The 26,409-nt window shown below is 60.3% G+C and carries 29 protein-coding genes; 19 read left to right on the top strand and 10 right to left on the bottom strand.

Features of this window, described 5'->3' with window-relative positions:
* Positions 1-144: 144 nt before the first annotated feature.
* The 5 genes from CRX69_RS27525 to CRX69_RS27505 all read left to right on the top strand — a co-directional run bounded on the left by CRX69_RS27525 (position 145) and on the right by CRX69_RS27505 (position 3,728).
* Positions 145-360, top strand: a complete 216-nt coding sequence (locus CRX69_RS27525) for a DUF1127 domain-containing protein (RefSeq protein WP_047230079.1) — start codon at positions 145-147, stop codon at positions 358-360.
* A 328-nt stretch (positions 361-688) separates the two neighbouring features.
* The gene (locus CRX69_RS27520; protein ID WP_047230078.1) at positions 689-1,006 is read left to right on the top strand and encodes a DUF2388 domain-containing protein; all 318 of its coding nucleotides are present in this window, start codon (positions 689-691) and stop codon (positions 1,004-1,006) included.
* A gap of 108 nt (positions 1,007-1,114) precedes the next feature.
* Positions 1,115-1,423 (top strand): DUF2388 domain-containing protein, encoded by a 309-nt coding sequence (locus tag CRX69_RS27515; RefSeq protein ID WP_047230077.1) that lies wholly within the window; start codon positions 1,115-1,117, stop codon positions 1,421-1,423.
* A 26-nt stretch (positions 1,424-1,449) separates the two neighbouring features.
* Positions 1,450-1,770 carry a DUF2388 domain-containing protein gene (locus CRX69_RS27510; RefSeq protein WP_047230076.1) on the top strand — a complete coding sequence of 107 codons (321 nt, stop codon included), beginning with the start codon at positions 1,450-1,452 and terminating at the stop codon, positions 1,768-1,770.
* Positions 1,767-3,728 (top strand): DUF7844 domain-containing protein, encoded by a 1,962-nt coding sequence (locus CRX69_RS27505; RefSeq protein ID WP_107323216.1) that lies wholly within the window; start codon positions 1,767-1,769, stop codon positions 3,726-3,728. Before CRX69_RS27510 ends, CRX69_RS27505 begins: the two co-directional genes overlap by 4 nt.
* A 66-nt stretch (positions 3,729-3,794) precedes the next feature.
* On the opposite strand, the gene trpA is transcribed toward CRX69_RS27505, so the two are convergent.
* Both trpA and trpB read right to left on the bottom strand, forming a co-directional pair.
* Entirely contained in the window at positions 3,795-4,607 is an 813-nt protein-coding gene (gene trpA / locus CRX69_RS27500; RefSeq protein WP_107323215.1) for a tryptophan synthase subunit alpha, read from the bottom strand.
* On the bottom strand, positions 4,607-5,839 hold the full coding sequence (trpB, locus tag CRX69_RS27495) for a tryptophan synthase subunit beta (protein ID WP_047230073.1): 1,233 nt from the start codon (positions 5,837-5,839) through the stop codon (positions 4,607-4,609). The genes trpA and trpB overlap by 1 nt, the downstream gene beginning before the upstream one ends.
* 112 nt (positions 5,840-5,951) lie before the next feature.
* Between trpB and CRX69_RS27490 the strand changes: the two genes are divergently transcribed.
* The gene (locus CRX69_RS27490) at positions 5,952-6,869 is read left to right on the top strand and encodes a LysR family transcriptional regulator (protein WP_047230072.1); all 918 of its coding nucleotides are present in this window, start codon (positions 5,952-5,954) and stop codon (positions 6,867-6,869) included.
* On the opposite strand, the gene CRX69_RS27485 is transcribed toward CRX69_RS27490, so the two are convergent.
* On the bottom strand, positions 6,842-7,168 hold the full coding sequence (locus CRX69_RS27485; protein ID WP_003196426.1) for an ElaB/YgaM/YqjD family protein: 327 nt from the start codon (positions 7,166-7,168) through the stop codon (positions 6,842-6,844). The two genes, CRX69_RS27490 and CRX69_RS27485, sit on opposite strands and share 28 nt — an antisense overlap.
* Before the next feature lie 156 nt (positions 7,169-7,324).
* On the opposite strand from CRX69_RS27485, the gene CRX69_RS27480 reads away from it, so the two are divergent.
* Both CRX69_RS27480 and CRX69_RS27475 read left to right on the top strand, forming a co-directional pair.
* Positions 7,325-7,540, top strand: a complete 216-nt coding sequence (locus CRX69_RS27480; protein WP_003177209.1) for a dodecin — start codon at positions 7,325-7,327, stop codon at positions 7,538-7,540.
* A gap of 116 nt (positions 7,541-7,656) precedes the next feature.
* Complete coding sequence (locus CRX69_RS27475) at positions 7,657-7,881, top strand: DUF1161 domain-containing protein (protein ID WP_047230071.1); 225 nt, start codon at positions 7,657-7,659, stop codon at positions 7,879-7,881.
* 52 nt (positions 7,882-7,933) lie between these two features.
* On the opposite strand, the gene CRX69_RS27470 is transcribed toward CRX69_RS27475, so the two are convergent.
* Entirely contained in the window at positions 7,934-8,935 is a 1,002-nt protein-coding gene (locus tag CRX69_RS27470; protein ID WP_058544936.1) for an LLM class flavin-dependent oxidoreductase, read from the bottom strand.
* 238 nt (positions 8,936-9,173) lie between these two features.
* Here CRX69_RS27470 and CRX69_RS27465 point away from each other — a divergent pair, with 238 nt between their 5' ends.
* Both CRX69_RS27465 and CRX69_RS27460 read left to right on the top strand, forming a co-directional pair.
* A complete protein-coding gene (locus CRX69_RS27465; protein ID WP_047230069.1) occupies positions 9,174-9,605 on the top strand; it encodes an OsmC family protein in 432 nt (143 codons plus the stop codon).
* Between the two features lie 129 nt (positions 9,606-9,734).
* Positions 9,735-9,968 carry a DUF1161 domain-containing protein gene (locus CRX69_RS27460; protein ID WP_107323214.1) on the top strand — a complete coding sequence of 78 codons (234 nt, stop codon included), beginning with the start codon at positions 9,735-9,737 and terminating at the stop codon, positions 9,966-9,968.
* Positions 9,969-9,974: 6 nt separating this feature from the next.
* Here the strand turns inward: CRX69_RS27460 and CRX69_RS27455 are convergent, their stop codons facing one another.
* Both CRX69_RS27455 and CRX69_RS27450 read right to left on the bottom strand, forming a co-directional pair.
* Positions 9,975-10,400: a PA0061/PA0062 family lipoprotein gene (locus CRX69_RS27455; protein WP_047230067.1), complete on the bottom strand. Its 426-nt coding sequence runs from the start codon at positions 10,398-10,400 to the stop codon at positions 9,975-9,977.
* A gap of 38 nt (positions 10,401-10,438) precedes the next feature.
* Complete coding sequence (locus CRX69_RS27450; protein ID WP_047230066.1) at positions 10,439-10,852, bottom strand: PA0061/PA0062 family lipoprotein; 414 nt, start codon at positions 10,850-10,852, stop codon at positions 10,439-10,441.
* Positions 10,853-10,911: 59 nt separating this feature from the next.
* On the opposite strand from CRX69_RS27450, the gene CRX69_RS27445 reads away from it, so the two are divergent.
* Positions 10,912-12,003, top strand: coding sequence for an aminopeptidase (locus CRX69_RS27445; RefSeq protein WP_107323213.1), 1,092 nt, complete (start codon positions 10,912-10,914; stop codon positions 12,001-12,003).
* Between the two features lie 112 nt (positions 12,004-12,115).
* Here the strand turns inward: CRX69_RS27445 and CRX69_RS27440 are convergent, their stop codons facing one another.
* Together CRX69_RS27440 and CRX69_RS27435 are read right to left on the bottom strand one after the other, a co-directional pair.
* Positions 12,116-12,766, bottom strand: coding sequence for an HAD family hydrolase (locus CRX69_RS27440; protein WP_107323212.1), 651 nt, complete (start codon positions 12,764-12,766; stop codon positions 12,116-12,118).
* Positions 12,767-12,794: 28 nt separating this feature from the next.
* Positions 12,795-13,340: a gamma carbonic anhydrase family protein gene (locus CRX69_RS27435; protein ID WP_107323211.1), complete on the bottom strand. Its 546-nt coding sequence runs from the start codon at positions 13,338-13,340 to the stop codon at positions 12,795-12,797.
* A gap of 99 nt (positions 13,341-13,439) precedes the next feature.
* Between CRX69_RS27435 and prlC the strand changes: the two genes are divergently transcribed.
* The 3 genes from prlC to CRX69_RS27420 all read left to right on the top strand — a co-directional run bounded on the left by prlC (position 13,440) and on the right by CRX69_RS27420 (position 17,894).
* Positions 13,440-15,491, top strand: a complete 2,052-nt coding sequence (gene prlC / locus CRX69_RS27430; protein ID WP_107323311.1) for an oligopeptidase A — start codon at positions 13,440-13,442, stop codon at positions 15,489-15,491.
* Complete coding sequence (locus tag CRX69_RS27425; RefSeq protein WP_047230061.1) at positions 15,488-15,766, top strand: YheV family putative zinc ribbon protein; 279 nt, start codon at positions 15,488-15,490, stop codon at positions 15,764-15,766. The genes prlC and CRX69_RS27425 overlap by 4 nt, the downstream gene beginning before the upstream one ends.
* Positions 15,767-15,881: 115 nt before the next feature.
* Positions 15,882-17,894: a M3 family metallopeptidase gene (locus CRX69_RS27420; protein WP_107323210.1), complete on the top strand. Its 2,013-nt coding sequence runs from the start codon at positions 15,882-15,884 to the stop codon at positions 17,892-17,894.
* Here CRX69_RS27420 and CRX69_RS27415 read toward each other — a convergent pair.
* A complete protein-coding gene (locus CRX69_RS27415) occupies positions 17,875-18,552 on the bottom strand; it encodes a phosphatase domain-containing protein (RefSeq protein ID WP_107323209.1) in 678 nt (225 codons plus the stop codon). The genes CRX69_RS27420 and CRX69_RS27415 overlap by 20 nt on opposite strands.
* Before the next feature lie 180 nt (positions 18,553-18,732).
* Here CRX69_RS27415 and CRX69_RS27410 point away from each other — a divergent pair, with 180 nt between their 5' ends.
* From CRX69_RS27410 to CRX69_RS27400, 3 genes are all read left to right on the top strand, one after another.
* On the top strand, positions 18,733-19,791 hold the full coding sequence (locus CRX69_RS27410) for a PA0069 family radical SAM protein (RefSeq protein ID WP_107323208.1): 1,059 nt from the start codon (positions 18,733-18,735) through the stop codon (positions 19,789-19,791).
* 203 nt (positions 19,792-19,994) lie between these two features.
* On the top strand, positions 19,995-20,726 hold the full coding sequence (locus tag CRX69_RS27405) for a carbonic anhydrase (RefSeq protein WP_047230057.1): 732 nt from the start codon (positions 19,995-19,997) through the stop codon (positions 20,724-20,726).
* 93 nt (positions 20,727-20,819) lie between these two features.
* Positions 20,820-22,349, top strand: coding sequence for a SulP family inorganic anion transporter (locus CRX69_RS27400; protein WP_047230056.1), 1,530 nt, complete (start codon positions 20,820-20,822; stop codon positions 22,347-22,349).
* 165 nt (positions 22,350-22,514) lie between these two features.
* Here the strand turns inward: CRX69_RS27400 and CRX69_RS27395 are convergent, their stop codons facing one another.
* Positions 22,515-23,165: a hypothetical protein gene (locus CRX69_RS27395; protein ID WP_047230055.1), complete on the bottom strand. Its 651-nt coding sequence runs from the start codon at positions 23,163-23,165 to the stop codon at positions 22,515-22,517.
* Positions 23,166-23,539: 374 nt separating this feature from the next.
* Between CRX69_RS27395 and coxB the strand changes: the two genes are divergently transcribed.
* A complete protein-coding gene (gene coxB, locus CRX69_RS27390) occupies positions 23,540-24,667 on the top strand; it encodes a cytochrome c oxidase subunit II (protein WP_047230054.1) in 1,128 nt (375 codons plus the stop codon).
* 82 nt (positions 24,668-24,749) lie between these two features.
* On the top strand, positions 24,750-26,336 hold the full coding sequence (gene ctaD / locus CRX69_RS27385) for a cytochrome c oxidase subunit I (protein ID WP_047230053.1): 1,587 nt from the start codon (positions 24,750-24,752) through the stop codon (positions 26,334-26,336).
* Positions 26,337-26,409 lie beyond the last annotated feature (73 nt).

The raw sequence follows: 26,409 nt of genomic DNA, 5'->3' as shown, positions 1-26,409 counted from the left end.
ATCGACCAGTACACCACCGTTTAACAGTTAACTGGTCTCTCACATTACAGGTGAACTGTATCTAGAGAGACTGGCCAAACGAGAGGATCATGGGCACCAGTTAAACCACTACCTAATCCCGCCATAAGCGGAAGGATGTCAACCATGGAACGTACACTCAGTTCCGAGCTGTTCTTCGAAGACAAAGCTGAAAAAAACCAGGCTTCCCTGCCTCTTCGCGTTATCGCTAACCTGATGTTGTGGCAGCGCCGCATCGCCAGCCGCCACCAACTGGCCCGTCTGGATGCACGCCTGCTGGCTGACGCCGGTATCAGCGAAGCACAACGCTACGAAGAGCTGAGCAAGCCGTTCTGGCGCTAACTCAGCGTCGCTGGCCCTGACCCACCGGGTCCACCGCCAGCACCGAATTGAACAAACAAGACCCGTCGCGGGAAACCGCGACGGGTCTTGTCGTTTCAGAGGCCTGGTTTTGCCAAAAACCACGCACCTGCACAGTTAAGAATAGTTAGAAAATAACCAGTACAGTTTTATCGAGCTGTTGTAGAAGCGTGGAAATTGCCAATGGCCAAGCTGTCATCCACCTCGTTCTGACCTAATATCGAAACGAACGTGGCGAAGCGGGTCGAGCATGCGTCTTCTCTTCCAGCTACACGCACCGGCACCACTTCATTATTCAAGGAGTTTCATCATGATCCGTCTTCGTCTGCTCAGCGCCGCCGCCCTGCTGGCCGTAGCCGCACACTCCAATGCCAGTAGTTTTATCGTCACCACCGACTCCCTCGTGGGTGCGCTCAAGGCCACTTCCGACGCAACGTCCGATATCACTTCGTCGTTTCGCGACGACAAAATTGTCCTGGCCGCTCGTGACGATGCGGCCAGTTTCGTCGCCAGCAACGGCGCCATCCGCGGTGTGAAACTGGAAAGCGCTCTGGATTACATCCGTCAGCAGGCGCCGCAGTTGAACGCCTCCGACGCGCAGCTGGCCCAAGCCATCCTGGTGATCTGATTCCAGACATGAAACATCGGGACGCCAATGGTGTTCCGATGTTTCAGCGCTGGCTCTGGCGCAGTGGTTTGCGCTAGCCTTCGGACTCACCATCAACAGTCGAGTCCCATGCGTTTCTACTCAGATCTGTCCCTCGCTTTTTTCTTCAGCGCTTTATGCTGGTCCGTTCCGGCCCATGCTTTCGATGTCTCCACCCAGCAAGTCGTGATCAGCGGCTATGCCACGAGCATGGTGACCTCCGCGCCCTTCGACCATAAACTGATCGCCGCCGCCCACGATGACGCTGCGGCATTCGTTGCCAGCGATGGGCAGTTGAGAGGTGCGCAACTGGAGTCGGCCCTGGATTATCTACACCGGACCCAACCAAAACTTCACGTCAGCGACCTTGAACTGGCACAGGCAATTCTCGTCCAATAGTTATCTTTATTCTTCGGAGTCGTTCCATGCGTAGCCCGCTGATTGCTGCCACCCTAGGCCTGCTGGTGTTGGCCGATGTGGCCCAGGCACAAACCCTGGTAGCCACCAGTAACATCGTCGTTCGCGCCTCCCAGCGCACGATCGATTTCACCTCCGACACCACCACATCCATCCGTGACTCGAAAATCGTTCGTGAAGCCCATGACGATGCGGCCAGTTTCGTCGCCAGTAACGGGGAAATTCGTGGCGCTCACCTCGAGGCCGCCTTCGACACCTTGCGCACCCGCGTACCGGAAGCCCGCGACGCCAGTGACCAGGTTCTCGCCGAAGCCATCCTCGCATTGTGAGGCCGTTCGCCGTCTGGCTGACGGCCGGGGTCGTGCTGCTCTTGAGCAGCACCGCCCAGGCCGGCCTGCAACTGCACCTTAACGACGAAGGACTGACCCCGGCGCAACAGCAGGCCAGCCAGGCGCTGCTCGATGAAGCGATGCAGGCCCTGCCGCCGCGATTCATCGAACAGCTGGACCGACGCATCAATGTGGGCTGGACCGACCGGATGCCCGCCAACGCCTACGGCCAGGCCTCGCTGGTGTCGCAGTTGGACCTCAATCGCAACCTGCTCGACAGCCTCACCGACGGCAGTGCCGCCACGCAAAAGACCCATCGGCCCCACGGCACCGTGCGGCGGGAAATGCTCGCCACGGTCCTGCATGAACTGACCCACATTTATGATCGCTCGCGTTTATGGCCAAACGCCGAACGCGCGCTGATCCAACGCTGCACCCGACGCACCAGCAGCGCCGGGCTGATCGGCCTTCCCGATGAATGCCGGGGCCAGAACGACCGCCGCTTCACCCTCAGTGATGATCCCCGCTTGCTGGACCTCGCCGGCTGGCCGCAATACGTCGGCCGTCGTGGTGAACGGGAACAGCATAATCGCCAGGTCGCCCGCAGCCCGGACATCTACGAAACGAGCAGCCCCAAGGAGTTCGTCGCGGTCAACATGGAGTACTTTCTCCTGGACCCGAGTTACGCCTGCCGACGGCCAGCACTGTATCGCTATTATCAGGAACACTTTGGCTGGGCCCCCGCCGCCAAGAATACCTGCGCCCCGTCATTCGCGTTCCTCAACGCCGGCAACGACTTTGCCAAGACGCCACTGGGCAAGGTTGATCCAGAGCGGGTCTACGCCATCGATTACCTCTTGGCCGAAGCCAACCAGAACTGGGTCAGCCGCTGGGGCCACAGCATGCTGCGGCTGGTGATCTGCGCGCCGGACCGCCCCCGTGGGCCGGATTGCCGGCTGGATCTGGATCAACACCTGGTGCTGTCATACCGCGCCTTCGTGGGCGATGTGCAGCTGTCGAGCTGGGATGGCCTGGTGGGCAAATACCCGTCGCGCCTGTTCGTACTGCCGCTGGCCCAGGTCATCGATGAATACACCAAGACCGAACTGCGCAGCCTGGCCTCGGTGCCGCTGAACCTGACACGGTCCGAGATCGAGGACACGGTTGAACACGCCGCCGAAATGCACTGGAGCTATGACGGCAACTATTACTTCCTGTCCAACAATTGCGCGGTGGAAAGCCTGAAATTGCTGCGCAGCGGCAGCAACAATGCGCAGCTCAAGGGGTTGGACAGCATCATGCCCAACGGTTTGCTGGAAGTGCTCAAGGGGCGAGGTCTGGCGGATACCAGCGTGCTCGATGATCCCAAGGAAGCCTTGCGCCTGGGCTACCGCTTCGACTCATTCCGGGAGCGGTATCAGGCCATGTTCGAAGTGCTGAAGAAACACTTGCCGATCAAGCAACAAAACGTGGAAGACTGGCTGGCCCTGAGCGCCGCAGAACGCCGGCCATGGTTTGAACGGGCCGACCTGCGCACCAGCGCGGCGTTACTCCTGCTGGAACAGGCCAGCTATCGCCGACAACTGTTATTGGCCCAGGATGAGGTCAAGCAGCGCTACCTCGGTGCCCGTGAATTACAGAACGGCGGCATGGAAAGGGCCAACGCGACACTGCAGCAGATCCTCGCCAACAGCGGTTTCCTGAGCCGCCCCGCCGAGTTGCTGGGCAGCAGCGGTTACGGGCTACCGCAGCCCAGCGAATGGCAGCGACTGGAATCCGAAAGCAGCTTGCGTCAGAAACAGCTTCAAACACTGACAGGGGATTTGGATAAGGAAGTCAGGGCCTTGCTTGAGCCAAGCCGCGCGGCAGAAATCAGTGCCAGTGAGGCTAACGTCAAAGAGATAGGCGAGCATTTGCGTAAGCTGCACAAGGCGGGTGGCGGGTTGGAGTTGCCTTGAAGCCAAAAAGGGGTTCAGAACTCGGTTCTGAACCCCTTTTTATTACTGGCAGACTCAATCAGGCAATCAGCTAATCCGCGCCTTACGCACCCCATCAGCCAAGGCAGCACATAGGCTCAACACCCCATCGATCGCCTGCTCCGGCGTCTCAGCGCTGGCGATATGGTCGATCAGGGCCGAACCGACCACAACCCCGTCGGCCAACCGTGCGATGGCCGCAGCTTGTTCCGGCGTGCGAATGCCAAAACCAATGCTGATCGGCAGATCGGTGTGACGACGCAGGCGCGTCACGGCTTCTTCCACATGTTCCAGCGTCGCGGCGCCGGCGCCGGTCACGCCGGCCACCGAGACGTAATACACAAAGCCAGAACTACCGTTGAGCACGGTCGGCAAACGCACGTCATCGGTGGTCGGCGTGGTCAGGCGAATGAAGTCCAGACCGGCCGCCTGGGCCGGCTCGCACAGCTCACTGTTGTGCTCAGGTGGCATGTCCACCACGATCAGCCCGTCCACGCCAGAGTCCAGCGCTTCGCCAATGAAACGCTGCACGCCGTAGCGATGGATCGGATTGAAGTAGCCCATCAGCACCAGCGGCGTATCGCTATTGGCTTCACGGAACTCGCGAACCATCTGCAGGGTTTTCGCCAGATTCTGCTGTGCGCCCAAGGCGCGGATGTTCGCCAACTGGATCGCCGGGCCGTCGGCCATCGGATCGGTGAACGGCATGCCCAGCTCAATCACGTCAGCACCCGCCGCCGGCAGGCCCTTGAGGATCGCCAGCGAGGTGTCGTAGTCCGGGTCGCCAGCGGTCACGAAAGTCACCAGGGCGGCGCGGTTCTGTTCCTTGAGTTCGGCAAAACGGGTTTGCAGGCGGCTCATCAGTGTTTCTCCTGCTGGGACTGTTCCATGTGGTGCATTACGGTTTGCATGTCTTTGTCGCCACGGCCGGACAGATTGACCACCATCAGGTGATCCTTGGGCAGGTTCGGGGCACGCTTGAACACTTCAGCCAGGGCGTGGGCGCTTTCCAGGGCAGGAATGATTCCCTCCAGGCGACAGCATTTGTGAAAGGCTTCCAGGGCTTCGGCGTCGGTGACCGAGGTGTACTGGACTCGACCAATGTCGTGCAACCAGGCGTGTTCAGGGCCAATACCCGGGTAATCGAGGCCAGCGGAAATCGAATGGGCATCGATGATCTGGCCGTCGTCGTCCTGCAACAGGAAAGTACGATTGCCGTGCAATACACCGGGGACGCCGCCGTTCAGGCTGGCAGCATGCTTGCCGGTCTCGATACCGTAGCCGGCGGCTTCGACGCCGATGATTTCCACGCTCTTGTCGTCCAGGAACGGATGGAACAGGCCCATGGCGTTGGAGCCCCCGCCGATGCACGCCACCAGGCTGTCGGGCAAACGACCTTCCTGGGCTTGCAACTGATCGCGGGTTTCCTTGCCAATCACTGCCTGGAAGTCGCGGACCATGGCCGGGTACGGGTGCGGGCCGGCCACGGTGCCGATCAGGTAGAACGTGCTGTCAACGTTGGTCACCCAGTCGCGCAGCGCCTCGTTCATAGCATCCTTGAGGGTACCGGTGCCGGCGACCACTGGGATGACTTCGGCACCGAGCAGCTTCATGCGGAACACGTTGGCCTGCTGGCGCTCGATGTCGGTGGTCCCCATGTAGATCACGCAATCCAGACCGAAACGTGCGGCCACGGTCGCCGTGGCCACGCCGTGCATGCCGGCGCCGGTCTCGGCAATGATGCGTTTCTTGCCCATGCGCCGCGCCAGCAGGATCTGGCCGATGCAGTTGTTGATCTTGTGCGCGCCAGTGTGGTTCAGCTCTTCGCGCTTGAGGTAGATCTTGGCGCCGCCGCAGTATTCGGTCAGGCGCTCAGCGAAATACAGCGGGCTTGGGCGTCCGACGTAATCACGCTGGAAGTAGGCCAGTTCTTCAATGAACGCCGGATCTTCCTTCGCCGCTTCGTATTCGCGGGCCAGATCGAGGATCAGCGGCATCAGGGTTTCGGCCACATAACGACCGCCGAATGCACCGAACAGACCGTTGGCGTCCGGGCCACTGCGCAGGTTGAAAGGGGTTGTAGGCTGGGTCATCGGGCGCTCCAGGCGAATGCGTAAAAAGACAATGAGGTCCACTCTACCCCTGACATCCCGCGCTGAAAACCGATAAGATCGCTGCAACCTGTCAGGAAAACTCACAGATAAAATGAGCCATGACCTTCCCCCTCTCAACGCCTTGCGCGCCTTCGAAGCCACTGCCCGCCTGAACAGCGTCAGTCAGGCGGCCGAACAGCTGCATGTCACCCATGGTGCGGTTAGCCGACAGTTGAAGGTGCTGGAAGAACACTTGGGCGTCAGCCTGTTCATCAAGGAGGGGCGCGGCCTTAAACTCACAGATGCGGGCATGCGTCTGCGCGACGCCAGCGCCGAGGCGTTCGAGCGATTACGTACCGTCTGTGCGCAGCTGACGCAAAGCACGGCAGATGCACCATTCGTATTGGGCTGTTCCGGTAGTCTGCTGGCGCGCTGGTTCATTCCTCGCCTGGGCCGGCTCAACGCCGACCTGCCGGATCTGCGTTTGCATCTCTCCGCTGGCGAAGGCGACCTGGACCCGAGGCGACCGGGGCTTGACGCGTTGCTGGTATTCGCAGAACCGCCGTGGCCGGCAGACATGCAGGTCTATGAACTGGTCAGCGAGCGGATCGGCCCGGTCATGAGCCCTCATTACGCCGGTTTCGCCCGTCTGCAAAACGCCCCGCCAAGTGCAATCCTGGGCGAGGCGCTGCTGCATACCACCTCCCGTCCCCAGGCGTGGCCCACCTGGGCACGACAAAACGCCCTTGAGCCCAAGGCGCTGAAGTTCGGGCAGGGTTTCGAGCATTTGTATTACTTGCTGGAGGCGGCCGTGGCGGGGCTCGGGGTGGCCATCGCACCCGAACCGCTGGTCGCCGAGGATGTGCGCGCCGGGCGCCTGGTCGCGCCGTGGGGCTTTGACGAAACCCCGGCGCGACTGGCGTTGTGGCTACCCAAGCGCGCCGCGGACGGGCGCGCTCGGCAATTGGCGCAATGGCTCAGGCATGAGCTGAACCAGCCGACTCAGTCGCCGCGCTTGCACAGCAAATAAGCCGCCAACAAACCCAGGGCCCCGACCGCGACGCCAGCGGTGGTCCAAGGATGCTCCTGAGCGTAATCACGGGTGGCGATTCCGGTTTCACGGGTTTTCACCTTGACCTCTTCATACGCGTCGCTCAGCAGATGCCGGGAATGTTTCAGCGCGTTTTCGGCGTTTGCCTTCAGCGACTTGAGGGTCTTACGCGACTCGTCCGAAGCGTCGTCCTTCAGGCTTTCCAACGACTTGAGCAGACTCTCGATCTCCGCTTCCATGCTTTGCAACGAGGCTTTACGTAACGAATTGCTGGCCATGGTGGCTCTCTCCTGCAGTGGTTGAGTGGCGTGTGTGAATTGGGACTCCAGCCGTTTCTGAAAGTGCAGTAAATCTGAACTTTCACCCGGTAAAAGGCGACACACGTAAGGCGAAAATTCGCTGCTAGGCTGTTAAAGACAACCAAGGAGAACGTCATGAGTGATCACCACACGTACAAAAAAGTCGAACTGGTCGGCTCCTCTCCCACCAGCATCGAAGACGCCATCAACAATGCGCTGGCCGAAGCCAGCAAAAGCCTCAAGCACCTGGAGTGGTTCGAAGTCACGGAAACCCGCGGACACATCGAAAATGGCCGGGCCGCGCACTTTCAGGTGACCATTAAAGTCGGCTTCCGCATTGCCAATAGCTGACGGGCTGTGAACTTGCACGCTGGCGGAGTGCCATAGGGAATGGCGATGCGCTATCTGGCAAGCGCGTCATGTCTGTTCGATCCCTGCCCTATTGATCCGACCAAGGAGTGCGAGCGATGAAAAATTTGATGTTGGCCCTGGGTTTGCTGAGCCTTGCGGGTACTGCGTTTGCCGCCGGCAAGCCATGCGAGGAGCTGAAAAGCGAGATCGCAGCGAAAATCGATGCCAAAGGTGCATCGGGTTATACGCTGGAAATTGTCGATAAGGGTACGGCTACTGACGGAGACGTCGTCGGCTCCTGCGAAGGCGGCACGAAGGAAATCGTCTACAAGAAGGGCTGATACTTCAGGAAGGTCAAAGCCGACGCATGCGTCGGCTTTTTTATGCGCGTGATCAGCCTTTCATGACCTGCGCCAGCAACTCATAGGAGTGCAGGCGATCAGCATGCTCATACAGGTCGCTGGTGAAGATCAATTCATCGGCCTGGGTTTGCTCGATCAGCACTTCGAGCTTGGCGCGAATTTTCTGCGGGCCGCCGACCATGGCCAGGCCCAGGAAGTCACCAACCGCCTCTTTCTCATGGGGCAACCAGAGACCGTTCATGGTTTCCACAGGCGGGCGCTGCACCAGGCTCTGGCCACGCATCAGGGCCAGGATCCGCTGATACACAGAGGTCGCCAGGTAATCAGCCTGTTCGTCCGTGTCGGCTGCCACCAAAGGCACGCCGAGCATCACGTAAGGCTTGTCGAGCACCGCCGACGGCTTGAAGTGATTGCGATAAATACGGATCGCCTCATGCATGTAGCGCGGTGCGAAATGGGAAGCGAAGGCGTAGGGCAAGCCGCGCTCGCCGGCCAGTTGCGCACTGAACAGGCTCGAGCCCAGCAGCCAGACCGGCACGTTGGTCCCGGTGCCGGGCATGGCGATGATGCGTTGATCCGGCGTACGTGGGCCGAGGTAGCGCATCAGTTCGGCCACGTCTTCAGGGAAATCGTCCGCGCTACCGGAGCGCTCGCGACGCAACGCCCGGGCAGTCATCTGATCGGACCCGGGCGCGCGCCCCAGGCCAAGATCAATACGGCCTGGATAGAGGCTTTCGAGCGTGCCGAACTGTTCGGCGATGATCAACGGCGCATGGTTGGGCAGCATCACGCCGCCGGAGCCGACCCGAATGGTCGAAGTGCCCCCCGCCAGATAGCCCAGCAGGACCGCCGTCGCGGAGCTGGCGATGCCATCCATGTTGTGGTGCTCGGCGACCCAGAAGCGGGTGTAGCCGTATTTTTCCACGTGCTGCGCCAGGTCCAGCGAGTTGCGCAAGGACTGGGCAGCGTTGCCATCAGCGCGCACAGGCACGAGGTCGAGGGTCGAGAACTTCACTTCGGACAGCTGTTTCATGGGCCGGCATCTCCAACGGCATGAGGGGCTTTTCCTACGGGCAAAAGCCTGCCGTTTCTATAGGTGTGTTCCATGCAATGTGGGCATATACCCGAGTTTCAATAGCTACCATGAAATTTCCTACTAAATCGGTCGGCTAATCGACAGGATGAACTTTATCGGGCGGTCTATCCTCACAACCCTGACAACGAAAAACACCCAGGCGCGAACCCTCGCGCCGGATATTGAGGAGGCAGACATGGCTATCATCAAGAAAGCATCGGCTCATTGGGAAGGTGACCTGAAAACCGGCATCGGCTCCATCTCCACGGAAACCGGCGTGCTGCGCGAAGCCCCCTATGGCTTCAAGGCGCGCTTCGAAGGCGGCAAGGGCACCAACCCGGAAGAACTGATCGGCGCGGCCCATGCGGGCTGCTTCTCCATGGCGTTTTCGATGATCCTTGGCGAGGCTGGGCTCACAGCCAGCAGTATCGATACCAACGCCGATGTCACCCTCGATCAGGTCGAGGGCGGTTTTGCGATTACGGCAGTGAAACTGACGCTTAAAGCGAAGATCCCCGGCGCCAGCCAGGAGCAATTCGAAGAGCTGAGCAACAAGGCCAAGGAAGGTTGCCCGGTTTCCAAAGTGCTGAACGCCAAGATTACGCTGGATGCGACGCTGGTGAGCTGATGCGATACCCATCACAGCCTTCAACTGCGGCTGAAGGCTGTGATCTGTTTACCCTGCAGCAATTGTGGTCGAATGCACACCTGCAGTTTCAGCGCACAGGCAGTGCGCGCTGTCATGAGGAATTCGAGCATGAAACGATTCGCCCTGGCGGTCATCAGTTGCGCATTGGCCACGTCGGCCCTCGCGGCCCCCAAGTCCTGTGGAGAACTGAAAGCTGAAATCGAAGCGAAGATCCAGGCGAATAACGTGCCTTCCTACACATTGGAAATCGTGACCAATGATGAAGTGCATGATGAAAATATGGTCGTGGGCAGTTGCGAAAACGGCACCAAAAAGATCATCTACCAGAAGAACGACAGCTAAGCCGTCCTACGGAACGCAATTGACCTGCCGTTCTTCGGCCACGATTTCACGCTTGGCGTTATAGAGTCGGGCGCTGGGGGTAAACGCCAGATTGCGACCCTCCAGGCGATAACGCTGGCCCGCCTCGAAATGGTCGTAACGCACAAGCATGTAGCACAGCCGCTCTTGCGGCTCGGCTTGCATACCCAGCCCACCACCGCCAGGCACCTCGAAGTCGAAACGCACTTTCAGTTCGTGGCTGCCCGGAGAAACCTGGAAGAAACGTCCGTCCTGCAGTCGTTGGCCATCCAGGCTTTCAGCCATCAGCATCTTGCCGCCCGGCATGGGCGTGGCGAAGTCGATCCAGGCCATGTTCGGATCAACCTTGGGCGGCGGGCTGGTTGCACAGCCGCTCATGGAGACAAAGGCCAATAGCAGCAGAGGTAGGCGCATGATGATTTCCTGAAGTCAGACAATGAGAATAGCGCCGATCAGCTTTGCTGACAGCCTGCTGGCGTGCCTTGGCCCACGACTTTTCGCTGTTGATCATAGAGCTTGGCCCATGGACGGAAACCGATGTTGCCAGCCTGCAACTGATAACGCTGGCCTGCGTTGAAGTCCTTGAACTTCACATTCAACCGGCAATCGCGCCACAGTGGCTCGGCATTCGGGCCGATGTTGCCGGGCTCGACGGCAAATTGATAACGCACCGTCAGCTCATGGCTGCCCGGCTGCACTTCAAAATAACGTCGGTCGAGAGACGTCTTGTCATCGACTTCCAGCGCTTGCAGCGCCGTGTCCTGATGGCTTCCCAGGTCGATCCATGCCTGCGACGGATCGGGATCGGGCAAACCGGCGCAACCGCTCAGCAGCAACAGGCCACTCGTCAGCATCAATACGCGCATAGCGAAGCTCCAGGCAGGCGGGATAGTCTTGTGGGCAGACTTTCCCAGGGTGATTCCAATTGATCAGGCCGCATCCAAGCCATCGGTTACTCGACCGTGTTTTCCGGATTTTGTTTCCAGGCCTCCTGCTTTTGTTACTCAACGGTTGTGCAAGCGTGGGTTACTACAGTCAGCTCGCCAGTGGACAGCTACGGCTGTTGCAGGCCCGCGAGCCAATCGACCAAGTGATTGCCGACCCCGCCCGTGATCCCACATTGCGGGCTCATCTGGCCCAGGCGCGTGCGGCACGAACGTTTGCCAGTGCGCAGCTGCACCTGCCGGACAACAAAAGCTACCGCCTGTATGCGGACATTGGCCGCCCATTCGTGGTCTGGAATGTCTTCGCCACGCCAGAATTTTCCCTGGCCCCGCAAAACCACTGTTTCCCCATCGCCGGTTGCGTGGCCTATCGCGGCTACTACAGCCAGGGCGCCGCCCGTGGCGAGGCAGCCTTGCAACGCTTGCGGGGCATGGATGTGGCGATTGGTGGCGTAGAGGCCTACTCGACGCTGGGCTGGTTCAACGACCCGATCCTGAGCTCAATGATGCACTGGGGCGACGAACGCCTGGCGACGCTGATCTTTCATGAACTGGCGCACCAGCGCTTCTACGTAAAGGACGACACCGAATTCAATGAATCCTTTGCCACCTTCGTCGAACAGCAAGGCACCCGGCAATGGCGCGCCAGTCGCGGGCTGGCCCCGGACAATGGCAAACGGATGCGCCAGCGCGAGCAATTCATCCAACTGGTCCTGGACACGCGTCAGCGGCTGGAACAGCTCTATACCCAACCCCTGCCAGCCGAACAGATGCGCCAGCGCAAGGCCCAGGAGTTCGAGCGCCTGCGCGCTGATTATCAGCGACTGCGCGACACCCGGTGGGCAGGCGACAAACGCTACGACGCCTGGGTCTATGCGCCGCTGAACAATGCACGGCTATTGCCGTTCGGGTTGTATAGCCAGTGGGTGCCAGCGTTTGCGGCGCTGTTTCAACAGGAAGGCGGAGACTGGGTTGCGTTTTATGCCGCAGTGGAAAAGCTTGGCAGTTTGCCGATTGATGAGCGCAAAGCGGCACTGAAGGCGCTGGCAGGATCGAAAAGTTCTGGTGATTGATCCGGCCTCATCGCGAGAAGGCTCGCTCCCACAATGGATCTCAGTGAACGCGGCTTGCATGTACAACACCGCCCCCTTGTGGGAGCAAGGCTTGTCCGTGATAGCAATATGGCTACCCCTGCAAAAATGCCCGATGCAACTCATCCAGGGTCTGAAAGTGATACGCCGGGCCCTCGGCATTCAGCTCCTCATAACTGCCAAACCCATAGCCCACCGCCGCGGCATCCAGCCCATTGCTACGAGCGCCAATCAAATCGTGTTTGCGGTCGCCAATCATCAAGGTATTCGCCGGGTCGAGCCCTTCTTCAGCCATCAGGTGAGCAATCAACTCAACTTTGTCGGTGCGCGTACCGTCCAGCTCACTGCCATAGATCACTTTGAAGTGCCGGGCGAAGTCAAAGTGGCGGGCGATTTCGCGGGCGAAGACCCAGGGTTTGGAGGTGGCGATGTACAACTGCCGGCCCTGCTCGCCCAGGGTTTCCAGCAGGGGCATCACACCGTCGAAGACGCGGTTTTCGTACAACCCGGTGACTTTGAAGCGTTCGCGATAGAAATTCACCGCCTCCCAGGCTTTCGCCTCATCGAAGTCATAAAACTGCATGAAGGCCTGCAACAGTGGCGGGCCGATAAAGTGCTCGAGACGGGTCAGGTCGGGTTCGTCGATGCCCAGTTGGCTCAGGGCGAACTGGATCGAACGGGTGATGCCCTCGCGGGGGTCGGTGAGGGTGCCGTCGAGGTCGAAGAGTACGGTTGGGTAATGCATGAAAATTCCTGGGCAGTGGCGGGACGGTTCAGGCCTGGTCGTAGCCTTCGGCCAGATGCAGGTCCTTGAGCTTCACGTAGTTCGCCGCGCTGTAGGTGAAAAAAGCGCGTTCCTTGTCGGTCAGCGGCCGGGCCTGTTTTACCGGGCTGCCTACATACAGGAAGCCGCTCTCCAGGCGTTTGCCCGGCGGTACAAGGCTGCCGGCGCCGATGATCACGTCATCTTCAACCACCGCGCCGTCCATGACGATGCTGCCCATGCCGATCAAGACCCGGCTGCCCACCGAGCAGCCATGGAGCATGACCTTGTGGGCAATGGTCACGTCATCGCCGATCAGCAGCGGGAAGCCATCGGGATTGAAGGGGCCGGCGTGGGTGATGTGCAGCACGCAGCCATCCTGGACGCTGGTACGGGCACCGATACGGATGCGGTGCATGTCGCCGCGAATGACCGTCAGCGGCCAGACGGAGCTGTCTTCGCCGATTTCAACGTCGCCGATCACCACCGCGGTGCTGTCGACAAAAGCGCCGCGGGCAAGCCGTGGGCGGTGATTCTGGTACGTGCGAAGGGTCACGATAGGCTCTCTCTTATCCGGTGATAGGCGCTGCTAGCTGCGGTGAACGTCGATTGTAATTAAGATGGGTCCATGTTTCTTCCAGCCAAGGTGTCAACCGTGAGCGTGAACAACCCTCTTTTGCAACCCTACGACCTGCCGCCGTTCTCGACGATCCGTGCCGAGCACGTGCAACCGGCCATCGAGCAGATCCTGGCTGACAACCGTGCCGCCATTGCCGAGATCCTCAAGACCCAGGCCACGCAGCCTACCTGGGCCGGCCTGGTGCTGGCGATGGACGAGCTCAATGATCGCCTGGGCGCGGCCTGGAGCCCGGTGAGCCATTTGAACGCCGTGCGCAACAGCCCGGAACTGCGCGAAGCCTACGAGGCCTGCCTGCCAGCGCTGAGTGCTTACTCCACGGAGCTGGGCCAGAACCGCGAGCTGTTCCAGGCCTTCGAAGCCCTGGCGAACAGCCCCGAAGCCGCCGGTTTCGACGTGGCGCAGAAAACCATCCTGGAACATTCCCTGCGGGACTTCCGTCTGTCGGGTATCGATCTGCCGCCCGAGCAGCAGCAACGCTATGCCGAAGTGCAAAGCAAACTGTCGGAACTGGGCAGCCGCTTCTCCAACCAGTTGCTGGACGCGACCCAAGCCTGGACCAAACACATCACCTCTGAGGCCGCCCTCGCCGGCCTGACCGACTCGGCCAAGGCGCAAATGGCCGCGGCCGCCCAGGCCAAAGAGCTGGACGGTTGGCTGATCAACCTGGAATTCCCCAGCTATTACGCGGTGATGACCTACGCCGAAGACCGCGCCCTGCGTGAAGAAGTCTATGCCGCGTACTGCACACGCGCGTCAGACCAAGGCCCCAACGCCGGTCAGAACGATAACACTCCGGTGATGGAAGAAATCCTCGACCTGCGCCAGGAATTGGCCCAACTGCTGGGCTTCGCCAACTTCGCCGAGTTGAGCCTGGCGACCAAAATGGCCGAATCCAGCGATCAGGTGCTCAGTTTCCTGCGCGACCTGGCCAAGCGCAGCAAACCATTCGCCGCCCTGGATCTGGAACAGCTGAAGGCGTTCGCCGCCGAACAGGGCTGCCCCGACCTGCAAAGCTGGGACAGCGGCTTCTACGGTGAAAAACTGCGCCAGCAGCGTTACAGCGTGGCCCAGGAAGCCCTGCGCGCCTACTTCCCGATCGACAAGGTACTGAGCGGCCTGTTCGCCATCGTGCAGCGCCTCTACGGCATCGAGATCGCCGAACTGAAAGGTTTCGACAGCTGGCATCCGGACGTGCGCCTGTTCGAAATCAAGGAGAACGGCCAGCACGTCGGCCGCTTCTTCTTCGATCTCTACGCGCGCGCCAACAAGCGCGGCGGCGCCTGGATGGACGGCGCCCGCGACCGTCGGCGCACCTTCGATGGCGTGCTGCAAAGCCCGGTCGCCAACCTGGTGTGCAACTTCACCCCGGCCGACAGCGGCAAACCCGCGCTGCTGACCCACGACGAAGTCACCACCCTGTTCCACGAGTTCGGCCATGGCCTGCACCACCTGCTGACCCGCGTCGAACATGCCGGCGTGTCCGGCATCAACGGCGTGGCCTGGGATGCCGTGGAGCTGCCGAGCCAGTTCATGGAAAACTGGTGCTGGGAGCCCGAAGGCCTGGCGCTGATTTCCGGTCACTATGAAACCGGCGAACCGCTGCCCCAGGACCTGCTGGAAAAAATGCTCGCGGCGAAAAACTTCCAGTCCGGCCTGATGATGGTCCGCCAACTGGAGTTCTCGCTGTTCGACTTCGAGCTGCACGCCACCCATGGCGATGGACGCAGCGTGCTGCAAGTGCTCGAAGGCGTGCGCGACGAAGTCTCGGTGATGCGTCCACCGGCCTACAACCGCTTCCCCAACAGCTTTGCCCACATCTTCGCCGGCGGTTATGCGGCGGGCTACTACAGCTATAAGTGGGCGGAAGTGTTGTCGGCCGATGCGTTCTCCAAGTTCGAAGAGGACGGCGTGCTCAACGCCGACACCGGTCGCGCCTTCCGTGAAGCGATCCTGGCCCGTGGCGGCTCCCAGGAGCCGATGGTGCTGTTCGTCGACTTCCGTGGCCGTGAGCCATCGATTGACGCACTCTTGCGCCACAGCGGCCTGACCGAGGACGCAGCAGCATGAGCGAGGGGCCTGTGATTACCAAAAGGCGCTTTATCGCCGGGGCAGTCTGCCCGGCGTGCAGCGAACCGGACAAGTTGATGATGTGGAACGAAGACGGCGTGCCGCACCGTGAGTGTGTGGCCTGCGGTTATTCCGACACGCTCAACGAACAAGGCCTGTCGGTGCCCAAGGAGTTGGGCACCCGGGTCAACACATCGGCGCTCAAAGTCCCGGACGCCAAGGTCCAGGCGGTACAGTTTTTCCCCAATCCCAAGTTGAAGAAAAAAACCGACTGAAATCTTCGGCATCACCTTCCGGGCCGCCCGGCCCGGAAGCGATACATATATACCGCAACGCGTCACGCCTTCCTCTCCAGACTGTTCCCCAGTCCAGACAGACAGGAAGGCTGCCATGCCCGACAATGACAATCCGCTGTTGCAGGCCTATGACCTGCCCCCCTTTGCGCAGATCCAAGCCAAACATTTTTCACCGGCCCTCGACCGGATCCTTGCCGAGAGCCGCGATCAAGTCGCCGACATCATCAAGACTCAGACTCCTTTCCCCACCTGGGACGACCTGGTGTTGGCCATGGACGAGATTCACGCCCGCTTGAAGGGTTTCGACGACCTGCTGGATCTGCTGGCGTCCACCCGGCCAGGAGACGACTGGGCCCAGGCTTCGCTCGACTGCAGCGAACGGGTGCACGATTTCCAGAGCGCGCTGAGACACAATCGCCAATTGTTCCAACTCTATGATCGCTTGGCCAACAGCGAGATTGCCAGGCACTTCGAACCGCCTCGTAAAAGAGTTCTGGAGAAGGCCCTGCGCCAGTTTCGCCAGCACGGGTTGGCCCATACCGCACCGTCAGACTTGAAAGCCCTGCAGCAACGCATTCAACAGGGCCGGGAATTGTTCCTCGATCAGTTGCACAAGGCCAACAAGGCCTGGAGCAAAGCGTTCGACGATGAGGCTCAGTTGAGCGGCCTGGCGCCGCAATTCAAACAACAGCTGGCCAAACAGGCCCGCGAGGCCGGGCGCACGGGATGGCTGCTGACCCTCAGTGATGCATCGTTTGGCATCGTCACCAGCTACGCGGACAATCGTCTTTTGCGCAAAGAGGTTTACCTGGCCTACAGCACGCGCGCCTCGGACCAAGGCCCCGACGCTGGCCGGTTTGATAACAGCGAGGTGCTCAGACGGTTGCTGGAAGATCGTCGTCGATATGCCACGTTACTGGGTTATTCGAATTTCGCTCAAATGGTCATCGAGCCTGAGCAAGCCGAGTCTCCCGAACAGGTGATGGGGTTCTTGCGCGATCAGCTTGAACAACAACAGGACCTCTTTGCCCGCGACGCCGAACAGCTCAGGGCATTTGCCCGAAGGCAAGGTTTCACCGAGCTTCAACCTTGGGATTACCCATATCTGGTAGAAAAACTTCGTCAGCACACGGCCGGCATCTCGAAGCTGGCCCTCAGCGCCTGGTTCGAGCTGGAGTCCACCTTTTCACAGCTATTGCTGATCGCCAAGGATCTGTTTGGGGTGGACATTCTCGAACGCGCTGACGCGGCCACCTGGCATCCGGACGTGCGTCTTTTCGAAGTCCGCGAGTGGGACCAGACCATCGGCTACATCTATTTCGATCCGTTCGAGGATGCGAACAGAGACGGTTACCCGAACACCACCACCCTGCGAAACCGCCGCATCACGGCCGAGGGCCGGCCCCGACATCCCATCGCCGTGTTGCACGGCTGGCTGGCGCGCAGTTCAGATGCATCGCCGGTCTTGCTCGACCATCTGCAACTGCGAATTCTCTTTCATGAGTTCGGCCATTGCTTGCACCATGTGTTGACCCGCGCCGAGTATCGCGACGTATCGGGCATCACCGAGCTCTCCCGGGACACCTCGGAATTTGCCGGGGTGCTACTGGAACAATGGTGCTTTACCCGGCAATGCCTGGTCCGTTTGTCAAAGCATTACCAGACCGGCGCGGCCATGCCCGGTGCCGTCGCCGATCAGTTGCTGACCTTCGCCAACACTCAAGCCAGCTGGGAAACCGCCTCGCTGCTGCGCAACGCGCTGTTTGACATGGAACTGCACCTGACCCACGGCGATGGGCGCACGGCTCAGCAGGTATTCGATCAAGCCAGCGCCCAAGTCGGGCATCTGCCCGCATGGGGGAGCGAACGCTGGCCCAATGGCCTGGATTACATGGTGACCGGTTATGCGGCCCGGATTTACGCCTATGCCTGGTCAAAAGCGTTGGCAATCACCGCGTTCCAAAGGTTTGAGCAGGAGGGGTTGTTCAACGGGACAACAGGCCGGGCGTTGCGTGAAACAATATTCGGCCCTGGCGATTCAAGGCCTCTGGCCGAGTCCGTGGCAGCCTTTGCAGGGATGTCAGCCGTCAGGGTGAAGGGCGAATAACCTGTGGGTCGGGCTGACGAGTCGTGATGACGGAACCGACCCAGCTTTGCAGCGAGCAAAGAGCAAAAACGCTGGTACTGCAGTCGCCGTTGGCCAGCGCAACACGGAGCTTCTCAACATCGGCCCGCATCATGTAACGAACCCCGTCCTTGAAGTGCGGGTTGTTGCCGAAGCCGCCTTCAGTCATCTCGTTCAAGGCCTCCTCTTTGCTCCAGCCCTGTACGACCACCCTGTACATGGCCGCCACCAACCCGGTGCGGTCCGAACCATGCTTGCAGTGCATCAATACCGGGCCATCGGTTTCGGCAGCCTGAATGGCGCGCAAGGCAGCGAGGATGTCGCTGTCGTCCACATGATTGGTGCGATAAGGCAACTGCACTTGCTTGACGCCGGGTGTGGATAACCAACTGGCGTCCGAATCCGGCAGAAATGTGATGACTGTGCCGATGTTGAGCCTCGTCAGCAGAGGCAAGGCATCAGCGTCCGGCAAGGCGCTGCGGTAAAGCGCCGGCAACATTTGATAAAGGTTGTAGCGCTTTTCCACCGGCTGGGCCCATTCGGAAGACCTTGCCTCGCCCAGATCGGCCGCCAGGGCTTGGGACTCGGCAAAGACCAGGAACAAGGACAGGAGGAGCGAGCGGGAATAGAGTTTGAACATGCGTGGACGACCGAAACGAAGAAGAACGAGACGGTCAGTTTCGGCACGAGCCGGTTAAAGGCCTGTGAGCAAGACGTCAACACGACGTGAACACGATCCATAGCGGTGGGCTGCTGAACGGCGCTGGCCTAATTGAATTCCAGCGAATACTGTATGCACATACAGCAACGGAGCCTTCCAATGTCCATCTCTCTTCCGCCCCGTGGCCGTGGCACCGCCACCAACCCACACAACCGCTTCGCCCCGAGTCGCTCGGTGGTCGAAGATGATGGCTGGTATCAGGAAGTACCGCCGACCCAAGGCACCGAAGTGCGGATCGAAACGGCCAAGACCATCATCACCCGCAACACCTCGCCGGATCTGCCTTTCGACCGCTCCATCAATCCATACCGGGGCTGTGAACATGGCTGTATCTACTGCTATGCGCGGCCCAGCCACGCTTACTGGGACATGTCGCCCGGGCTGGATTTCGAAACCAGACTGATCGCCAAGACCAATGCCGCCGACGTACTGGAGGAACAGCTGTCCAGGCGTGGCTATCAATGCGCCCCAATCAACCTGGGCTCCAATACCGACCCTTACCAGCCGATCGAACGCGAGCATCGCATTACGCGCCGGATTCTCGAAGTGCTGTTGCGCTACCGTCATCCGGTGACCATCGTCACCAAAGGCTCGCTGATTCTGCGCGACCTGGACCTGCTGACCGAGCTGGCGCAACAGCGCCTGGTAAAGGTCATGATCAGCCTCACCACCCTGGACGATGAACTCAAGCGCATCCTCGAACCGCGCGCGGCGGCGCCCAAGGCGCGGTTGCGGGCGATCAAGGTCATGCGCGAGGCGGGCATTCCCGTGGGAGTGCTGTGTTCGCCGATGATCCCAATGATCAACGACAGCGAGATCGAAAATCTGCTGGCCGAGGCCCACGCCGCCGGCGCGCAGAGTGCTTCCTACATCATGTTGCGTCTGCCATTGGAGGTCGCGCCGCTGTTTGAAGAATGGCTGCAGGCGCACTACCCGCAACGCGCCGCTCATGTGCTGAGCCTGGTTCGCCAGAGCCGTGGCGGCGAACTGTATGACAGCCGCTTCGGTTCTCGGATGCGTGGCGAAGGCCCGTTCGCCGACCTGCTGGCCCAGCGTTTCGCCAAGGCGCTCAAGCGTCTGGGGCTTGAGCGCCGGGACGGTTACAATCTGGATTGCGACGCCTTTTGTCCGCCGGGCCGACAGATGTCCTTGATTTGATTAAAGTTGAACATGGGGCATGGGCAGGCACGAGCGGCGCTTGCGTCCCGGTCACACCTGTAATCGTTGTTCTAGAGCCTTTGATTCAGTTTGAGTTAAGTTTCGGTCGCTACCTTGTTCATCGAGTGACTGACAAGTCGAACATTTCGACCTGGATGTTTTTTAACCAGCCACTGGCGCTATACCGTCAAAGAGGATGAATCATGAGTGACAAGGATAAACAGCCGTTGGCTGCGTCGGCTTCAGCCCAACCCGAGGCGGAAACCGCCGATGCAGCGCTGCAGCATATTGTTGACGGCTTTTTGCATTTCCATCACGAAATCTTTCCCCAGCAGGAAGAGCTCTTCAAGAAACTCGCCACGGCGCAAGCGCCCAGGGCGATGTTCATCACCTGCGCCGATTCGCGCATCGTGCCCGAGCTGATTACCCATAGCTCCCCAGGCGACCTGTTCGTGACCCGCAACGTCGGCAACGTCGTTCCGCCGTACGGGCAGATGAACGGCGGCGTCTCCACCGCCATCGAATACGCTGTGCTGGCCCTCGGTGTGCAGCACATCATCGTCTGCGGTCACTCCGACTGCGGCGCCATGCGTGCGGTGTTGAATCCCGACACTCTGGAAAAAATGCCCACGGTCAAAGCCTGGTTGCGCCACGCCGAAGTGGCCAAGACCATGGTTCATGACAACTGCCCGTGCGGCGACGAAAAACAGATCATGCCCATCCTCACCGAAGAGAACGTGATCGCGCAGCTGCAGCATTTGCGAACGCATCCCTCGGTCGCCTCTCGCATGGCCAACGGCCAATTGTTCATCCATGGTTGGGTGTACAACATCGAGACCAGCGAGATCAAAGCCTACGACGCGGACCAGGGCTGTTTCCTGCCGCTCGATGGCAGCCATCCGATACCGGTGGCGACGCCTAAAGCGCGCTTCTAACCACTCCTAAACATCCTTGCGTGGTACAAGCCCAGCCTGCCATTTGAGCGGTCGGGCCTTGCCATGCCTGAAGAAAACTTCGGGAGAGTCGCCATGCGTGCTGCTCAATTAAAAGCTGTTCTGCCACGGGAGCTGTTGGCTTCCGTGGTGGTGTTTCTGGTGGCGCTGCCCTTGTGCATGGGCATTGCCATCGCGTCCGGCCTGCCACCGGCCAAAGGTCTGATCACCGGCATCATCGGTGGTCTGGTGGTGGGTTTTCTGGCCGGCTCCAAGTTGCAAGTCAGCGGCCCGGCCGCCGGGTTGGCGGTACTGGTCTTCGAACTGGTGCGCCAGCACGGCGTCGCGATGCTCGGGCCGATTCTGCTGTTGGCCGGTCTTCTACAGTTACTGGCCGGGCGCTTTCGCCTGGGCTGCTGGTTCCGGGTAACCGCGCCCGCGGTGGTCTACGGCATGCTGGCGGGTATCGGTGTGCTGATCGTGTTGTCCCAGGTCCATGTGATGCTCGACGCGGTGCCTAAGCCGTCGGGGCTGGATAATCTGGCGGCGTTCCCTGCGGCAGTGGCCCAGGCGTTGCCGTCGTTCGGCTGGCAGGCGGGTCTGCTCGGTTTGTCGACGATTGCGGTGATGTGGCTGTGGGAAAAGTTTCGCCCTCACAGCTTGCGCTTTGTTCCCGGGGCCTTGCTCGGCGTGGGCCTGGCGACCATTGCCAGCCTGCTGCTGGCCTTGCAGGTCAAGCGCGTGGAAGTCCCGGAGAACCTCGCCGAAGCCATTGATTGGCTGCGCCCGGCGGACCTGCTGAACCTGGCCGACCCCACGTTGCTGATCGCCGCGTTCGCTGTCGCTTTCATCGCCAGTGCCGAAACACTGCTCTCGGCCGCCGCCGTGGACCGCATGCACAGCGGCGAACGCGCAGACTTCGACCGGGAACTGTCCGCCCAGGGCATCGGTAATATGCTCTGCGGTCTGCTCGGCGCCCTGCCGATGACCGGCGTGATCGTGCGCAGTTCGGCCAACGTCCAGGCCGGGGCCACCACGCGGATGTCGACGATTTTCCATGGCCTGTGGCTGTTGCTCTTCGTGCTGTTGCTGTCCAGCGTGCTACAGAGCATTCCGGTGGCGAGCCTGGCGGGTGTGTTGGTGTACACCGGTTTCAAACTGGTGGATCTCAAGGCGTTTCGCGGGCTGGGACGGTATGGCCGGATGCCGATGTTCACCTATGCCGCGACGGCGCTGGCGATCATCTTCACCGACCTGCTGACCGGCGTATTGATCGGTTTCGGCCTGACCCTGGCAAAACTGGCCTGGAAAGCCTCCCGACTGAAAATCAGCCTGATCGATCTGCCCCAGGAGGGTGAGATGGAATTGCGACTGGTGGGGGCGGCAACCTTCCTGAAGGTTCCGGCGCTGACCCAGGTGCTGGGCACCATTCCCACAGGCGCGACGGTGCATGTGCCGCTCAATAACCTGAGCTACATCGACCATTCGTGCCTGGAGCTTTTGGAAGAATGGGGCCGGGCGAATGCCAGCAAGGGCTCGAAGCTGTTGATCGAATCCCGTGGGCTCAAGCGCAGGCTGGAAGGGCGCTTGCGCACCACGGTGGGGGTGGGCGCAGCGGCAACCTGACACTTTGAGCAAAATGTGGGAGCGAGCCTGCTCGCGATAGCGGTGAATCAGTCGACATTAATGTTGCAGGTTCAACCGCTATCGCGAGCAGGCTCGCTCCCACAGGGATCTGTGGTGGACACAATTTCTGTGAACACCCACAAGGGGATGAGTGTTTCAGCCAGATCAAGCCGCCGGCTGATCCAGCTCCAGCCCTACTCCCAACTGCCGCGACAGGCACGGCCAGCGTTTCCAGGCAGCGCCCGTGTCCGGGTTGCTGAGTTTTTCCCGGTAAGACTCCACCGACTCCAGCGCAAAGCTGTCTTCGTCGAGCATTTCATCGACCGCGTGATGCACCGCTTCATCCAGTTGATTGGCAAAGGGTTCGCCGATCAAATGGTGAGCGATCAGGTTGGCCACCGTCATATCCAACGGAATCAGCGGCTGGCCGAAGTGCTTGATGTACAGGTCGTTGACCTCCTCCACCAGCCGATGGGCCAGGTAGGCTTCGTCCAGCAGGCTGTCCAGGCCAACGTGACCCTCCATGACCTTGGGTGGCTGGAGGAAAAACTGCTCGGCGATTTTCAGCACCGGTTTGATCTGCGATTCGATGCCAGCTTCGCGGGCCACCTCGTTGGCTGCGTCCAGCAGGTCGGGCACTTGCTCGATATACGCGGTGACAAAGCGGGTCATCACGCCCTTGGCGTCGATGTCCGGCAGTTGGATCGCGGCGTGCAGGTTCGGCAGCTGGGCTTCCAGCTGACGCGTCAGTTGGCCGGTCTCGGCCTCATGTTGTTGGGCTTTTTGGATCTGCTCGCGCAATGCGGCGGTGTTCATGACAACTCCAGGGAACAAGGCAATGAAATAAGGAAGACATAACTTAGCTGGCGCAAAAACACTCCTAAGACCTATTTTTCATAAACCTACTCATCCTTGATACGTCGCAGTTATATCGGTTTGCCATCACTCAGGTTCGCATCCTTCTCCATTCGTGGGCTCTAGCGCAAGCCCTGCCTGTTTCAAACGATTTACGCCATCGCGTTGCGAGGTTGCAGTCGCTGTCTATACTCGGTTTGGAATGGAGTTAGCTGATGACACCCGATTGCATGTGCAGCAAGGCGCGGCGAGTCAAGTTGGTAGTCTGAAGTAGCCGATCCCTTGCCGCTGGCGTTACGCCGACGGGATAACAAGAACGATAAGGGGAACCCGCAATGACGCGACATCCACACGTATGGATGGGCCTCCTGTTGTGGTCGATTTTCAGCCAGGCGCAAGCGGCCTGGACTGTGAATATGGCGCCTGGAGCGACACAGATCAGCAATGCAGTGTTCGACCTGCACATGACCATCTTCTGGATCTGTGTAGTGATCGGCATCATCGTCTTCGGCGCCATGTTCTGGTCGATGATGATGCACCGCCGCTCAACCGGCCAGAACGCGGCCAATTTCCACGAAAACACCCGCGTCGAAATCCTCTGGACCATCGTGCCTTTCCTGATCCTGGTTGCCATGGCGGTTCCCGCCACCGCGACCCTGATCAAGATGTACGACTCCAGCGAATCGGACATCGATATCCAGGTCACCGGCTATCAGTGGAAGTGGCACTACAAGTACCTGGGGCAGGACGTCGAGTTCTTCAGCAACCTGGCCACCCCCGCCGAACAAATCAATAACCAGAGCGCCAAGGGCGAACATTACCTGCTGGAAGTCGACAAGCCGCTGGTGCTGCCGGTCGATGCCAAGGTGCGCTTTCTGGTCACCTCCGCCGACGTGATCCACTCCTGGTGGGTGCCAGCGTTCGCGGTCAAACGCGATGCGATTCCCGGCTTCGTCAACGAAGCCTGGACCCGCGTCGACAAACCCGGCCTGTATCGCGGCCAATGCGCCGAACTGTGCGGCAAGGACCACGGGTTCATGCCCATTGTTGTCGAGGTCAAGAGCAAGCCCGACTACGAAGCATGGCTGGCCGAGCGCAAGGCCGAAGCCGCGCAACTCAAAGAGCTGACCAGCAAGGAATGGACCCTGCAAGAGCTCATCGAACGTGGCGACAAGGTCTATCACACCACCTGCGTGGCCTGTCACCAGGCCGAAGGCCAGGGCCTGCCGCCGATGTTCCCGGCGCTCAAGGGCTCGAAAATCGCCACTGGCCCTGTGGCTGATCACCTGAACATTGTCTTCCACGGCAAACCGGGCACCTCCATGGCGGCGTTCGGCAAACAGTTGTCGGAAGTCGATATCGCGGCGGTCGTGACCTATGAACGTAACGCCTGGGGCAACAACAAGGGCGACATGGTTACGCCTAAACAAGTGCTGGAACTCAAACAGGCAGAAAGCCAATGAGCCGGCCTGACGTTTGTTCCCGCAACCGGTCGCAGCTCATCGCCGCGCGCCGCCCAGCCCACTCGTTCGAAGGAGACAGGACATGAGTGCTGTGATCGATGACCACGGTCATGCCGACCACGCCCACGGCCCCGCCAAAGGGCTGATGCGCTGGGTACTGACCACCAACCACAAGGATATCGGCACGCTGTACCTGTGGTTCGCCTTCTCCATGTTCCTGCTGGGCGGCTCGTTCGCCATGGTGATCCGCGCCGAGCTGTTCCAGCCCGGCCTGCAGATCGTGCAGCCGGAGTTCTTCAACCAGATGACCACCATGCATGGCCTGGTGATGGTCTTCGGCGCGGTGATGCCGGCCTTCGTCGGTCTGGCCAACTGGATGATCCCGCTGATGATCGGGGCGCCGGACATGGCCCTGCCACGGATGAACAACTTCAGTTTCTGGTTGTTGCCGGCGGCGTTCCTGATGCTGGTGTCGACGCTGTTCACCCCCGGCGGCGGGCCGAACTTCGGCTGGACTTTCTACGCACCGCTGTCCACCACCTATGCGCCGGAAAGCGTGACGTTCTTTATCTTTGCCATCCACCTGATGGGCATCAGCTCGATCATGGGCGCGATCAACGTGGTCGCCACCATCCTCAACCTGCGCGCCCCCGGCATGACCCTGATGAAGATGCCGCTGTTCGTCTGGACCTGGCTGATCACCGCGTTCCTGCTGATCGCAGTGATGCCGGTGCTGGCCGGCTGCGTGACGATGATGCTGATGGACATCCACTTCGGCACCAGCTTCTTCAGTGCTGCCGGCGGCGGTGACCCGGTGCTGTTCCAGCACGTGTTCTGGTTCTTCGGCCATCCCGAGGTGTACATCATGATCCTGCCGGCCTTCGGTGCCGTCAGCTCGATCATCCCGGCCTTCTCCCGCAAACCGTTGTTTGGCTACACCTCCATGGTCTACGCCACGGCCGCCATTGCGTTCCTGTCGTTCATCGTCTGGGCGCACCACATGTTCGTGGTGGGCATTCCGCTGGTGGGCGAGCTGTTCTTCATGTACGCCACCCTGCTGATCGCCGTGCCCACCGGGGTGAAGGTGTTCAACTGGGCCAGCACCATGTGGCAAGGCTCGCTGACCTTCGAGACGCCGATGCTGTTTGCCGTGGCGTTCGTGATCCTGTTTTCCATCGGCGGCTTCTCCGGACTGATGCTGGCCATCGCCCCGGCGGACTTCCAGTACCAGGACACCTACTTCGTGGTCGCGCACTTCCACTATGTGCTGGTGCCCGGCGCGATCTTCGGGATCTTCGCCTCGGCCTACTACTGGCTGCCGAAATGGACCGGCCACATGTACGACGAAACCCTCGGCAAGCTGCACTTCTGGCTGTCGTTCGTCGGCATGAACCTGGCGTTCTTCCCGATGCACTTCGTAGGCCTGGCGGGCATGCCCCGGCGGATCCCGGACTACAACCTGCAGTTCGCCGACTTCAACATGGTCTCGTCCATCGGCGCGTTCATGTTCGGCACCACGCAGTTGTTCTTCCTGTTCATCGTGATCAAGACCATCCGCGGCGGCGAGCCGGCTCCGGCCAAGCCGTGGGATGGGGCCGAAGGGTTGGAGTGGAGCGTGCCTTCACCGGCGCCGTATCACACCTTCACTACGCCGCCGGAAGTGAAATGAACATGCAAGCTTTTGTGGGAGCGAGCCTGCTCGCGATAGGCCCGACGCGGTGTGCCAGGCCTACAGCTATCGC

This window comes from Pseudomonas rhizophila (assembly GCF_003033885.1).
GTDB lineage: Bacteria > Pseudomonadota > Gammaproteobacteria > Pseudomonadales > Pseudomonadaceae > Aquipseudomonas > Aquipseudomonas rhizophila.
Note: the sequence above shows the minus strand (reverse complement) of the source record. Positions and strands in the feature narration are given on the sequence as shown.

What these genes read in the sequence shown, in the direction of transcription:
- CRX69_RS27415 (WP_107323209.1), bottom strand. Translation starts at nt 18,552, where the DNA reads ATGTTCAAACTCTATTCCCGCTCGCTCCTCCTGTCCTTGTTCCTGGTC.
- CRX69_RS27425 (WP_047230061.1), top strand. Translation starts at nt 15,488, where the DNA reads ATGAGCGAGGGGCCTGTGATTACCAAAAGGCGCTTTATCGCCGGGGCA.
- CRX69_RS27515 (WP_047230077.1), top strand. Translation starts at nt 1,115, where the DNA reads ATGCGTTTCTACTCAGATCTGTCCCTCGCTTTTTTCTTCAGCGCTTTA.
- CRX69_RS27525 (WP_047230079.1), top strand. Translation starts at nt 145, where the DNA reads ATGGAACGTACACTCAGTTCCGAGCTGTTCTTCGAAGACAAAGCTGAA.
- trpA (WP_107323215.1), bottom strand. Translation starts at nt 4,607, where the DNA reads ATGAGCCGCCTGCAAACCCGTTTTGCCGAACTCAAGGAACAGAACCGC.
- CRX69_RS27475 (WP_047230071.1), top strand. Translation starts at nt 7,657, where the DNA reads ATGAAAAATTTGATGTTGGCCCTGGGTTTGCTGAGCCTTGCGGGTACT.
- CRX69_RS27465 (WP_047230069.1), top strand. Translation starts at nt 9,174, where the DNA reads ATGGCTATCATCAAGAAAGCATCGGCTCATTGGGAAGGTGACCTGAAA.
- coxB (WP_047230054.1), top strand. Translation starts at nt 23,540, where the DNA reads ATGACGCGACATCCACACGTATGGATGGGCCTCCTGTTGTGGTCGATT.
- CRX69_RS27410 (WP_107323208.1), top strand. Translation starts at nt 18,733, where the DNA reads ATGTCCATCTCTCTTCCGCCCCGTGGCCGTGGCACCGCCACCAACCCA.
- CRX69_RS27400 (WP_047230056.1), top strand. Translation starts at nt 20,820, where the DNA reads ATGCGTGCTGCTCAATTAAAAGCTGTTCTGCCACGGGAGCTGTTGGCT.
- CRX69_RS27455 (WP_047230067.1), bottom strand. Translation starts at nt 10,400, where the DNA reads ATGCGCCTACCTCTGCTGCTATTGGCCTTTGTCTCCATGAGCGGCTGT.
- CRX69_RS27490 (WP_047230072.1), top strand. Translation starts at nt 5,952, where the DNA reads ATGAGCCATGACCTTCCCCCTCTCAACGCCTTGCGCGCCTTCGAAGCC.
- CRX69_RS27395 (WP_047230055.1), bottom strand. Translation starts at nt 23,165, where the DNA reads ATGAACACCGCCGCATTGCGCGAGCAGATCCAAAAAGCCCAACAACAT.
- trpB (WP_047230073.1), bottom strand. Translation starts at nt 5,839, where the DNA reads ATGACCCAGCCTACAACCCCTTTCAACCTGCGCAGTGGCCCGGACGCC.
- CRX69_RS27510 (WP_047230076.1), top strand. Translation starts at nt 1,450, where the DNA reads ATGCGTAGCCCGCTGATTGCTGCCACCCTAGGCCTGCTGGTGTTGGCC.
- CRX69_RS27420 (WP_107323210.1), top strand. Translation starts at nt 15,882, where the DNA reads ATGCCCGACAATGACAATCCGCTGTTGCAGGCCTATGACCTGCCCCCC.
- CRX69_RS27520 (WP_047230078.1), top strand. Translation starts at nt 689, where the DNA reads ATGATCCGTCTTCGTCTGCTCAGCGCCGCCGCCCTGCTGGCCGTAGCC.
- CRX69_RS27460 (WP_107323214.1), top strand. Translation starts at nt 9,735, where the DNA reads ATGAAACGATTCGCCCTGGCGGTCATCAGTTGCGCATTGGCCACGTCG.
- CRX69_RS27480 (WP_003177209.1), top strand. Translation starts at nt 7,325, where the DNA reads ATGAGTGATCACCACACGTACAAAAAAGTCGAACTGGTCGGCTCCTCT.
- ctaD (WP_047230053.1), top strand. Translation starts at nt 24,750, where the DNA reads ATGAGTGCTGTGATCGATGACCACGGTCATGCCGACCACGCCCACGGC.
- CRX69_RS27470 (WP_058544936.1), bottom strand. Translation starts at nt 8,935, where the DNA reads ATGAAACAGCTGTCCGAAGTGAAGTTCTCGACCCTCGACCTCGTGCCT.
- CRX69_RS27440 (WP_107323212.1), bottom strand. Translation starts at nt 12,766, where the DNA reads ATGCATTACCCAACCGTACTCTTCGACCTCGACGGCACCCTCACCGAC.
- CRX69_RS27450 (WP_047230066.1), bottom strand. Translation starts at nt 10,852, where the DNA reads ATGCGCGTATTGATGCTGACGAGTGGCCTGTTGCTGCTGAGCGGTTGC.
- CRX69_RS27485 (WP_003196426.1), bottom strand. Translation starts at nt 7,168, where the DNA reads ATGGCCAGCAATTCGTTACGTAAAGCCTCGTTGCAAAGCATGGAAGCG.
- CRX69_RS27405 (WP_047230057.1), top strand. Translation starts at nt 19,995, where the DNA reads ATGAGTGACAAGGATAAACAGCCGTTGGCTGCGTCGGCTTCAGCCCAA.